A 10,699-nucleotide genomic window follows, 5' to 3' on the forward strand; every position below is an offset into this window, starting at 1 on the left:
GGCTATAAATACCAATTCGCAATAATACTTAAGCATTTTTGACGGGTTATACCTAGCATTACCTGCGAGGCTTGCTTGCCCAAAAATAGAACGCTCAATTAAGCGAAATGGTATAAATCAATTTTTATGGTATAAACGCAGGCAATTATACGTAAATTGATTAGGAATACGACTATGACCTTTAGAGTAGACTTTAAAGTGCGTGATTATGAGTGTGATTTACAAGGAATTGTAAATAACAGTGTTTATTTTAATTACTTAGAGCATGCTCGTCATGAGTTTTTACATGCCCAAGGTGTCGACTTTGCAAAGCTAGCAAGAGAAAAAGTAAACCTTGTGGTGCTTCGCAGCGAAATGGATTACAAGGCATCACTTGTGCCTGGTGATGAATTTTATGTTGCTGTTGAGCCTGAGCGAATTAGCCGCTTAAAGTTTGCGTTTAGACAAACGGTATACCGTAAACATGACGATAAAGTAATGCTTCAAGCTTTGGTCATTGGCACATCAGTTAACGAAAAAGGTCGTCCTTTTTTACCAGAAGAAGTCGATAACTTATTCAAATAGTCTGCGTTGTTCTTCGAAAAGCTAACTTAGAACAATTTTTTACAGATAAAACATGTTTTTTTAACGATCAATTGCGTTAAATGTTGTTATTATTACTACATTGAAATTTGAGTCGTAAAAAAATATGAAGTTAGTAGCCTTGCCTCTTCTTTTAGTACTATTTTGCATGGGTTGCTCATCGACCGGTACTGTATCGAGTGAGCAATTAAAATATACACAGTGGCAATTATCAAAAGTGAATGGTTTAGCAATTCCTGTATCCCAAACTGCCTCTATACGGTTTATTGAAGCGATGCAGGTTAATGGCTTCGCTGGTTGTAATAAATTTTTTGGTGAGGGTGCGCTAAACGAAGATATGCTAACAGTCAATAAGTTAGGTATGACACGTAAATCGTGTGGCGAGCAAATTGATGATCTTGAGCAGCAATTACTTTCAACGTTGAAGGAAGGTGCAGCCATTAATTTAAATGGTGAGCAACTAACCTTGCAAGGCGAGCATCACTTTACCTTCATTGCAAAAAACTAAAGTTGCTGAGCTTGCAGCAATTTTTTAACTGACGTACACTCAGGGCGTTTTATAAGAAACGAATTTATACTTGTCGGAGTGCCTTTAACAAGGCTGAGATCGCGAAAGCGGGATCCGTGAACCTGATCAGGCTAACACCTGCGTAGGGAACAAGCTGCCTCAATGGGCGCTTGTGCGCCAAATTTCTGGGGCATAAGCGGCGCAGGCTGCACTAGTAAGCATTAGCTTATTAACAACGATCCAATGGCGTTAGCCACTCTCTATTGCTTTTGCAATATCTGACAAGACAACCCTTAAAGTAATGAGGTAAGTCATGTCAAATACAACAACTAAACCATCTCGCCGCGAAGTGCGTGCGGCAGCATCTGATTATATTTATAACTTAACTGGGCAACCCTTTCCTAATTCTCATAAAGTGTATGTGGAAGGCACACAAGATAATGTGCGAGTAGGGATGCGCGAAATCACCCTTAGCGATACCTTTATCGGTGGCACTGAAGAGAACCCAGTGTTTGAACCTAATGCCCCAATTCGCGTTTACGATACATCAGGCCCTTACACTGACCCTGATTTTAAGCTTGATGTGCGCAAGGGACTTGAGAAATATCGAGAAAAGTGGATTGAGAGTCGCGGCGACACTGAAGTCTTAGACTCAGTCACTTCACAATTTTCTCAGCAACGTATGGCGGATGAAGGCTTAGATCATATTCGCTTTGAGCACTTGCCAAAAATCCGCCGTGCTAAAGCGGGTAAAAATGTGACGCAAATGCATTATGCGCGACAAGGCATTGTGACTCCAGAAATGGAGTATGTGGCAATTCGCGAAAACATGGGACGCGCTAAAATTCGTGAAGAGTTACTTGCAGCGCAGCATAAAGGCGAATCGTTTGGGGCCAGGATTCCTGATTTCATTACCCCAGAATTTGTGCGTGATGAAATTGCACGTGGCCGTGCGGTGTTACCGAATAATATCAACCACCCGGAAACCGAGCCAATGATCATTGGCCGAAACTTTTTAGTTAAAGTGAACGCGAATATTGGTAACTCATCAGTCACCTCATCAATCGAAGAAGAAGTTGAGAAGATGGTGTGGTCAACGCGTTGGGGCGCCGATACGGTAATGGATTTATCAACAGGCCGCTATATTCATGAAACCCGTGAATGGGTGGTACGTAATTCACCAGTACCAATTGGTACTGTACCTATTTATCAAGCGCTTGAAAAAGTAAACGGTGTTGCCGAAGACCTTACGTGGGAGATTTTCCGCGATACCTTGATTGAACAAGCTGAACAAGGTGTTGATTACTTTACCATTCACGCTGGAGTATTACTTCGTTATGTACCTATGACGGCAAAACGTGTTACCGGTATTGTGTCGCGCGGCGGTTCAATCATGGCCAAATGGTGTTTAGCACACCATAAAGAAAACTTTTTATACACTCACTTTGAAGAGATCTGTGAAATTTTAAAACAGTACGATGTGTGTTTTTCACTGGGTGATGGCTTGCGTCCAGGTTCTATTGCAGATGCCAATGATGAAGCCCAGTTCAGTGAGTTAAGTACTTTAGGTGAGCTGACAAAACTTGCTTGGAAACATGACGTACAAGTATTCATTGAAGGCCCTGGCCATGTGCCGATGCATATGATCAAAGAGAACATGGAAGAGCAGCTAAAACACTGTGAAGAAGCACCGTTTTACACCCTCGGCCCACTGACAACGGATATTGCACCGGGGTACGATCATTTCACATCGGGTATTGGGGCCGCGCAAATTGCCTGGTATGGCTGTGCCATGCTTTGTTATGTAACACCTAAAGAGCATTTAGGTTTACCAAATAAAGAAGACGTTAAAGAAGGCCTTATTACTTATAAAATTGCCGCCCATGCCGCTGATTTAGCAAAAGGCCACCCTGGGGCGCAAGAACGCGATAACGCATTATCAAAAGCACGCTTTGAGTTCCGTTGGCACGACCAATTTAATCTAGGTTTAGACCCTGAACGCGCTCGTGAGTATCACGACGAAACACTGCCACAAGAATCAGGAAAAATTGCACATTTTTGCTCTATGTGTGGCCCTAAATTTTGCTCGATGAAGATTACTCAAGAAGTACGTGATTACGCAAAAGATCTTGAGGCTAGAGGCATTGATCCGAATAACGTGGGCGATGCTATCGAAATCAAAATGGTCGATGTTGAAGCCGAAATGAAAGCAAAGTCAGACGAGTTCAAAAAAACAGGCTCTGAGATTTACCACAAAGCAGTTTAATTTATGGAGCTAGGCATAGCGATAGGTTCTGGGTTTTTACCTAGAGCCTAGCGCCTAGAAAGTTTATGTCTTTAAAGATAGCGATACTTGGTTTTGGCTTAACGGGTCGTTTGACTGCACTAGCACTTGCCAAAGAGCATCAGCTAAGTGTGTTTGAGCAGGATGATCAACATGCTAGCAATAGTGCTGGCAGTGTTGCCGCAGCGATGTTGGCACCACTCGCTGAATCAGTACTGTGCGAACAGGATCTAGCATTACAAGGGCTTAATAGTATTTCACGTTGGCAGCAAATCTTAAGCGAACTTGATGAACCTGTATATTTTCAACAAGCAGGCAGCTTAGTGGTTGCTCACCAGCAAGATAAGGGCGATTTACAAAGTTTTGTGAGCCGTTTAAAGCCCCTTGGTAGTAATCAAGCGAAATCTTTGTCGAGTATTCAAATAGCCGAACTTGAGCCTGAGCTTGCGGGGCGTTTCCATCAGGGGGTGTATTTACCCTGTGAAGGGCAGCTAGATAATCAGGCATTTTATAGCGCCAGTTTTAAAAAGCTTACATCGCAAGGAGTTCAATTTAAATTTGCTTGCAAAGTTGAGCTGAATGGTCATCAAGTGAATGGTCAAAGCTTTAATTATGTATTTGATTGCCGAGGCTTAGGTGCTAAACAGAATGAGCCTTTACTTCGCGGAGTACGAGGTGAGGTGGCGCGTTTATATGCACCAGAGGTGAATCTTACTCGACCTATACGACTGATGCATCCGCGCTACCCAATTTACATTGCACCAAAACCAAACCACCAATTTGTGATTGGTGCTACGGAGATTGAATCGCAAGACACAGGCAAAGTCACAGTGCGCTCTGCACTTGAGTTATTGTCTGCTGCTTATACGGTGCATAGCGGTTTTGCTGAAGGGCGTATCGAGAGCTTGCAATCGGGGCTTCGTCCTGCGTTTGCAGACAACCGCCCTAAAGTCAGTATACAAGATCGAGTTATCAGTATTAATGGCTTATACCGGCACGGTTATTTACTTGCGCCTCTGGTGGTTGATGAAGCTGTTAGCTTAATTGCTTAAGGATAAAAATGAATATTTTAATTAATGGTCAGTCAGTTACAGTGAGCGACGATACATCTCTCACTCAGGCCTTGAATCAATTTGGCGCTAGACCCCCATTTGCGGTTGCTGTTAATGGTGACTTTGTACCTCGCAGTCAGTGCGATGCTAAAATCCTCAACGAAGGCGACAGCATTGAGTTATTGTCGCCGATTCAAGGAGGTTAAGATGGATAGTTTTTCGGTTTATGGTGAGCAATTTAGCAGTCGTTTACTGATTGGCTCTGCACTCTATCCTTCGCCAAGTGTTATGCAGGATTCGATAGTGGCCTCACAGGCTGACATTGTCACCGTTTCATTGCGTCGCCAGCAAAGCGTTGCAGCGGGTGATGATTTCTGGCAATTGATAAAAAACACAGGCTTAAAGGTGCTGCCAAATACGGCGGGTTGCCACAGTGTGAAAGAAGCGGTGACCTTGGCACAAATGTGCCGCGAAGTGTTTGCCACTGATTGGATCAAGTTAGAGTTGATTGGTGATGAATATAATTTACAGCCAGATCCATTTGCACTGCTCGAAGCAACTAAAATTTTATTGGCTGATGGCTTTAAAGTTTTACCTTATTGCACCGATGATTTAGTGCTGTGTCAGCGCCTAGCTGATTTAGGTTGTGAAGTATTAATGCCTTGGGGCGCACCGATTGGAACAGGTAAAGGTTTGCTGAATCCTTACAACTTAAAAATGATCCGTGAACGTTTACCTAACCATACTTTAATAGTTGATGCGGGTTTAGGTTTACCATCTCATGCCTGCCAAGCGCTTGAATTAGGGTATGATGCCGTATTATTAAATTCGGCAATTGCAGGTGCTGGTTGCCCTGTAACTATGAGTAAAGCGTTTAGGAATGCTGTTGAGGCGGGGCGATGTAGCTATTTTGCTAAAGCGATGCCTGAAAAAGACGTAGCAAGCCCGTCAACGCCAACTCTCGGTATGCCGTTTTGGCATCAAGAATAAAATGTGAGGACTAACATGAATCAGGTTGTATGGACCATAGCAGGCTCAGATTCGGGCGGCGGCGCAGGCATTCAGGCCGATATCAAGGCAATGCAAAGTTTTAATGTACATGGCTGTACGGTTATTACTGCTTTAACGGCACAAAACAGTTTAGGTGTAGAAGCACTAAACCCGATTTCAACAGAGGTTATTGAATCACAATTACTCGCGTTAGCCAGTGATATGCCTGCCAGCGTTATTAAGATTGGCATGCTTGCAAATGTGCAGCAGATACAGCTTATTAGTGAACATTTAAAACATTACAAAGCAACTTGGGCAGTGCCGCCTTTGGTTGTTTATGATCCGGTTGCTATTGCTTCAAGTGGTGATTTATTAACAGAAGAAGATACTGTTAGTGCCATCAAAGAGTGTTTATTGCCATTAGTCGATGTAGTAACACCGAACACGCACGAAACGCAGTTATTAACCGGTGTTTATTTGATTGGCCCAAGCGCAGTGAAAGAAGCCGCTGAAAAGTTAACAAGCTATGGTGCAAAAGCGGTGATCATTAAAGGTGGTCATTGGGATTACCCAAGTGGCTATTGCATTGATTACTGCGTGCAAGGCGAACAAGCATATTGGCTTGGCAACGAAAAAATTCAAACTCCGCATAGTCATGGCACTGGATGTTGTATGGCGTCGGTAGTTGCTGCTTGCTTAGCAAAACAGTACCCACTTAAAGATGCCTTCATTTTAGCAAAAGCCTATATAAACCAAGGTTTAAAAGCGGCTGTTCGCTATGGTGAAGGTATTGGTCCTGTTGCACATACTCGCTTTCCAACAACGCTGGCGGATTACCCACAAGTAATCGAAGCGGGGAGTTGGTTAGGTGATGAGCTCGACTTTGATTGCCCGGTTAATTTTACCATGGCAGCAGGCTTTGCAGAATGTGACTCGAAACAGCTTGGTTTATATGCCGTTGTAGATACCGTTGATTGGTTGGAGAAGTGTTTAGCCGAAGGGATTAAAACTGTTCAATTAAGAATGAAAAATGCAGACGATGCTGCACTCGAAGATGCGATTGCAAGTGCAGTTATGCTAGGGCAGAAATACGGTGCGCAGGTGTATATCAATGATTACTGGCAATTGGCGATTAAGCATGGTGCTTATGGTGTGCATTTAGGGCAAGAAGATTTACAAACCGCTAATTTAATTGCCATAAAAGAGGCTGGGTTACGTTTAGGTGTTTCGACCCATGGTTTTTATGAGATGCTACGCGCGCATAATTACAGACCAAGTTATATGGCGTTTGGCGCTATTTACCCAACCACCACCAAAGACATGACAGGGCAAATTCAAGGCTTAGAAAAGCTCGAAAAATTTGTACCTTTAATGGCTGATTACCCAACAGTCGCAATTGGTGGGATTGATTTATCACGTGCAGAGCAAGTGGCGAGCACGGATGTTGGTAGTGTTGCCGTAGTACGTGCGATTACTGAAGCCGAAGACTACCAAGCAGCCATTGCCAAGTTAAAACACGTGGTCGAAGGTCAGCCTTAATATGAGCGCGTTAAGCGACAAAGAGCAAATTCGTTATAGTCGCCATTTACTAATAAAAGAGGTGGGGCTTGCGGGTCAGAAAAAGTTAAAGTCTACACATATTGTGGTCGTCGGCGCTGGTGGGCTTGGCTCACCGGCATTGTTTTATTTAGCGGCTGCAGGTATCGGAACGCTCACTTTGATAGACGATGATAAGGTTGAGCTTTCAAACCTACAGCGACAAATACTGTATAAAGTAAACCACATGGGGCAGGCAAAAGCGCAGGCGGCTGCTAAGGTGATAAGCAGTTTAAATAATCAAATAAAGGTTAATCCATTATGCCAAAAACTTGATGAAACTAACTGTTCCGAGCTTCTTAAGGGTGCTGACATCATCCTAGATTGCAGTGATAACTTTACTACCCGCTATTTGGTTAATCGCTATTGTTTAGCTAGGTCTATTCCACTTGTTTCAGCTGCAGCTATCGCAACACAAGGGCAGGTGATGAGCTTTGATTTTCGTGATGAAAATAGCCCTTGCTATGGTTGTGTATTCCCGCAAACGGATGAGCAAACTGCACTTAATTGTGATAATGCTGGGGTATTGAGCCCGTTACTCGGGGTTATGGGGAGCATGCAAAGTTTATTGGCTATCAATATATTGCTTGGCCATAAAGCGGGCAGTGAGTTTATTCAATTCGATGGGCTAACACTACAACAGCAGCGCTTCAGTATACAAAAAGATAGCGAATGCTCAGAATGTAATAACAGTGTGTGGACACGTTGTTAGCAAACCACTTTTTAGCTAAAGTGGTTTGCTTGGGTATATTAGTCGTTAATTTTCGCAAATGGTGTGCCCATGCGCGTCACTGTTTCAGGGTGTTGATCTGATAAGAACTCAGCTTGATTTGCACCCCAAGCTAATATAACAGTAGAGCCTAATTTAAAGCGGCCCATTTCTTCACCCTTCTTAAGGGTAATTGCATTGTCACCTTCAGTTGGGTAATTCCAACTAAATACATCTTTACCCGCTGGTGGCGTTACTGTGCCTGCCCAGATAGTCTCAATGCTAGCAACAATTGTCGCACCAACAAGTACCATAGCTAGCGGACCAATTTCGGTCTCGAATATAGCCACGACACGCTCGTTACGAGCAAATAGGTTAGGAACATTTTGTGCTGTTAACGGGTTAACCGAAAATAAATCACCCGGTACGTAGATCATTTTGCTCAGCGTACCATCAACAGGCATGTGAATACGGTGGTAATCTTTAGGTGCTAAGTAAATAGTCGCAAACTTACCGCCTAAAAACGGCGCAGTGTCTTCTTCATTGCCGCCAAGTAACGCTTGTAAGCTGTAGTCATGACCTTTGGCTTGAATGATTTGACCGTCTACTACATCGCCTAATTGGCTTATTGCACCATCAACTGGGTGAGCAACAATGTCGCTTTCCTCAGCAAGTGGACGAATACCTTCTTTTAATGGGCGAGTGAAAAACTCATTAAAAGTTTTGTAATGAGCTGGATCTGGGTATTTAGCCTCACTCATATCAATTTTGTATTGTTTGATAAACAATTTAATCAAGGCCGTTGTTAAGCCACCCGCTTTTGCTGCTGCTAACTTGCCAACCATGCGCGAAATGAAATGTTTTGGCATGGCATATTGCATAGCAATTTTGAATTTATCTAAACTCACTTGTTATTTCCTAAATAGTTATACGCGAGGAGCGCGTGCACCAGCACGGCCGTCGGCCATAGTTTCTAAAATTCGGTGGTAACTGTCAAAACGAAGTTCTGAAATTTCACCATCATCAACAGCTTGGCGAATTATACAGCCAGGATCGTTTAAGTGCTTACAATCACGAAAACGACAGCCACCAATAAAATCACGGAACTCTTTAAAGCACCAAGTAACGCGCTCAACATCTAAATGCCATAAGCCAAACTCACGAATTCCTGGTGAGTCGATAAGGTTACCGCCACTAGGTAAATGGTGTAATCGCGATACGGTGGTTGTATGCTGGCCAAGGCCGCTGTTTTCAGAGACTTCTTGAGTTAAAATTTCAGCGTCGGGTAGCACTGTATTGACTAAGGTTGATTTACCCACACCGCTTTGACCAACAAAAATACTGTTTTTATCTACCAGCTTTTGTTTTAGCTCATCTATGCCATGACCTGTTTTATTACTGACTAACAGTACTTGGTAACCAAGGTCGCGATAGATATCGAGAATTTCATCAATAAAAGCAAGGCCTTCATCGTCTATTAAATCTATTTTGTTAAGTACCAAAATAGGCTCAATACCCATGTCTTCACAGGCAACTAAATAACGGTCAATAATGTTTGGCGTAAACTCAGGAAGCACAGCTGAGACCATTAAAATTTGGTCGATATTTGCAGCGACTACTTTGACACCGTCATAAAAGTCGGGGCGTGTCAGTTGTGAGCGGCGCTCATGAGTTGCTTCAATAACGCCAGCTAAGTCGCCTTCGCTGACTTTTGCACGGCGAAAAATAACCTCGTCACCACAGACAAGGCTTGATACTGTTCGCCGTATATTACAACGTAATACTTCACCTGACTCGATTTCGATGTCGGCATGTTGACCAAATCTACTTATTACAACTGCATTTTCGACAGGGCCTAAATTATCATTTTGCCATTGCACTGCAGCCCCTTTCTGTTGCTTTTTATCTGCATTAGAGAGGCGTTTTTGGTGATTGGCCTTAATTCGACGTGATTGGCCTTTACTTAATTTCTTTTGTTTTGCCACTTTTGGCCCATAACTTGATTAAATGTCGGGCTTTTTGAAAAAAAAGCTTTAGGTCGACTGATGATACTAATATGATATATCTAAATGCGTTGGATCTAAAGGAAAGCACCGCTAAGGTAACTATGTCTTTTCATAAATCAAATCTTATCTGGCTCGACCTGGAAATGACTGGCCTCGAACCAGCAACAGATAAAATACTCGAAATTGCCACTGTTGTCACCGACAGTGATTTAAACATCTTGGCTGAAGGCCCTGTTATTGCTATTCATCAAAGTGATGAACTGCTTAATGGTATGGACGAGTGGTGTACGACTCAGCACGGACAATCAGGTTTAACAGCTCGCTGTAAAGCCAGCACATTGACTGAACAAGATGCTATTGATCAAACATTGGCATTTTTAAAGCAATGGGTACCTGCGGGTGCTTCGCCTATGTGTGGTAATTCTATCGGCCAAGACCGCCGCTTTATGAATAAGTACATGCCTGAATTGGAAGACTACTTTCACTACCGTAACCTTGATGTGAGTACCGTTAAAGAGCTTGCACGTCGTTGGAAACCTGACGTACTAGCGCAAGTGAACAAAAAAGGTTCACATCTAGCCCTCGACGATATCAAAGATTCGATCATGGAATTAAAGATTTACCAAGAAAAATTCTTTAATTTGTAAAAAACATTTGCAAACACATCGGATTATTGTAGAATCCTGCCCCGCTTAAGACGTTAACCCCCGCGGGGTTGGTATGTCTTTAAGTAATTGAATGCGGCACTAGCTCAGTTGCCAGAACGTTTCACCGCAACCTTCAGGTTGTGCGCCAACGGACAAATTACTGACTACTTTTGAATGCGGCACTAGCTCAGTTGCCAGAACGTTTCACCGCAGCCTTCAGGTTGTGCGACAACGGACAAATTACTGACTACTTAAAAGCGGCACTAGCTCAGTTGGTAGAGCGCAACCTTGCCAAGGTTGAGGTCACGAGTTCGAGCCTCGTGTG

11 protein-coding genes and 1 riboswitch are annotated in these 10,699 nt (G+C 43.2%); of the genes, 9 read left to right on the plus strand and 2 right to left on the minus strand.

Annotated features, from left to right (window positions below):
• The first annotated feature begins 174 nt into the window (after window positions 1–174).
• The 8 genes from HCZ11_RS16785 (at window position 175) to HCZ11_RS16820 (ending at window position 7,724) form a co-directional block, all read left to right on the plus strand.
• Window positions 175–564 carry a thioesterase family protein gene (locus tag HCZ11_RS16785; RefSeq protein WP_130049858.1) on the plus strand — a complete coding sequence of 130 codons (390 nt, stop codon included), beginning with the start codon at window positions 175–177 and terminating at the stop codon, window positions 562–564.
• A gap of 124 nt (window positions 565–688) precedes the next feature.
• Window positions 689–1,090: an META domain-containing protein gene (locus tag HCZ11_RS16790; protein ID WP_130049857.1), complete on the plus strand. Its 402-nt coding sequence runs from the start codon at window positions 689–691 to the stop codon at window positions 1,088–1,090.
• A gap of 64 nt (window positions 1,091–1,154) precedes the next feature.
• Window positions 1,155–1,256, plus strand: a riboswitch (TPP riboswitch).
• Between the two features lie 147 nt (window positions 1,257–1,403).
• Entirely contained in the window at window positions 1,404–3,356 is a 1,953-nt protein-coding gene (thiC, locus tag HCZ11_RS16795) for a phosphomethylpyrimidine synthase ThiC (protein WP_167659016.1), read from the plus strand.
• Window positions 3,357–3,421: 65 nt separating this feature from the next.
• On the plus strand, window positions 3,422–4,426 hold the full coding sequence (locus HCZ11_RS16800) for an FAD-dependent oxidoreductase (RefSeq protein WP_167659017.1): 1,005 nt from the start codon (window positions 3,422–3,424) through the stop codon (window positions 4,424–4,426).
• 8 nt (window positions 4,427–4,434) lie between these two features.
• Window positions 4,435–4,632 carry a sulfur carrier protein ThiS gene (thiS, locus tag HCZ11_RS16805; RefSeq protein ID WP_130049854.1) on the plus strand — a complete coding sequence of 66 codons (198 nt, stop codon included), beginning with the start codon at window positions 4,435–4,437 and terminating at the stop codon, window positions 4,630–4,632.
• Between the two features lies 1 nt (window position 4,633).
• Entirely contained in the window at window positions 4,634–5,416 is a 783-nt protein-coding gene (locus tag HCZ11_RS16810) for a thiazole synthase (protein WP_167659019.1), read from the plus strand.
• Between the two features lie 15 nt (window positions 5,417–5,431).
• Complete coding sequence (thiE, locus tag HCZ11_RS16815; protein WP_167659021.1) at window positions 5,432–6,955, plus strand: thiamine phosphate synthase; 1,524 nt, start codon at window positions 5,432–5,434, stop codon at window positions 6,953–6,955.
• A 1-nt stretch (window position 6,956) separates the two neighbouring features.
• Window positions 6,957–7,724 carry a HesA/MoeB/ThiF family protein gene (locus HCZ11_RS16820; RefSeq protein ID WP_130049851.1) on the plus strand — a complete coding sequence of 256 codons (768 nt, stop codon included), beginning with the start codon at window positions 6,957–6,959 and terminating at the stop codon, window positions 7,722–7,724.
• Between the two features lie 38 nt (window positions 7,725–7,762).
• On the opposite strand, the gene asd is transcribed toward HCZ11_RS16820, so the two are convergent.
• Together asd and rsgA are read right to left on the minus strand one after the other, a co-directional pair.
• Window positions 7,763–8,629 carry an archaetidylserine decarboxylase gene (asd, locus tag HCZ11_RS16825; protein WP_205987916.1) on the minus strand — a complete coding sequence of 289 codons (867 nt, stop codon included), beginning with the start codon at window positions 8,627–8,629 and terminating at the stop codon, window positions 7,763–7,765.
• 18 nt (window positions 8,630–8,647) lie between these two features.
• Window positions 8,648–9,706: a small ribosomal subunit biogenesis GTPase RsgA gene (gene rsgA, locus HCZ11_RS16830; protein ID WP_167659022.1), complete on the minus strand. Its 1,059-nt coding sequence runs from the start codon at window positions 9,704–9,706 to the stop codon at window positions 8,648–8,650.
• A gap of 122 nt (window positions 9,707–9,828) precedes the next feature.
• On the opposite strand from rsgA, the gene orn reads away from it, so the two are divergent.
• The gene (gene orn / locus HCZ11_RS16835; RefSeq protein WP_130049849.1) at window positions 9,829–10,374 is read left to right on the plus strand and encodes an oligoribonuclease; all 546 of its coding nucleotides are present in this window, start codon (window positions 9,829–9,831) and stop codon (window positions 10,372–10,374) included.
• Window positions 10,375–10,699: the final 325 nt, after the last annotated feature.

The organism is Pseudoalteromonas sp. HF66 (assembly GCF_011806445.1).
In the GTDB taxonomy this organism is placed as follows: Bacteria; Pseudomonadota; Gammaproteobacteria; order Enterobacterales; family Alteromonadaceae; genus Pseudoalteromonas; species Pseudoalteromonas apostichopi.

Coding starts and splice junctions, on each gene's coding strand:
- HCZ11_RS16790 (WP_130049857.1), top strand. CDS start 689: ATGAAGTTAGTAGCCTTGCCTCTTCTTTTAGTACTATTTTGCATGGGT.
- thiC (WP_167659016.1), top strand. CDS start 1,404: ATGTCAAATACAACAACTAAACCATCTCGCCGCGAAGTGCGTGCGGCA.
- thiE (WP_167659021.1), top strand. CDS start 5,432: ATGAATCAGGTTGTATGGACCATAGCAGGCTCAGATTCGGGCGGCGGC.
- HCZ11_RS16820 (WP_130049851.1), top strand. CDS start 6,957: ATGAGCGCGTTAAGCGACAAAGAGCAAATTCGTTATAGTCGCCATTTA.
- orn (WP_130049849.1), top strand. CDS start 9,829: ATGTCTTTTCATAAATCAAATCTTATCTGGCTCGACCTGGAAATGACT.
- HCZ11_RS16800 (WP_167659017.1), top strand. CDS start 3,422: ATGTCTTTAAAGATAGCGATACTTGGTTTTGGCTTAACGGGTCGTTTG.
- HCZ11_RS16785 (WP_130049858.1), top strand. CDS start 175: ATGACCTTTAGAGTAGACTTTAAAGTGCGTGATTATGAGTGTGATTTA.
- thiS (WP_130049854.1), top strand. CDS start 4,435: ATGAATATTTTAATTAATGGTCAGTCAGTTACAGTGAGCGACGATACA.
- HCZ11_RS16810 (WP_167659019.1), top strand. CDS start 4,634: ATGGATAGTTTTTCGGTTTATGGTGAGCAATTTAGCAGTCGTTTACTG.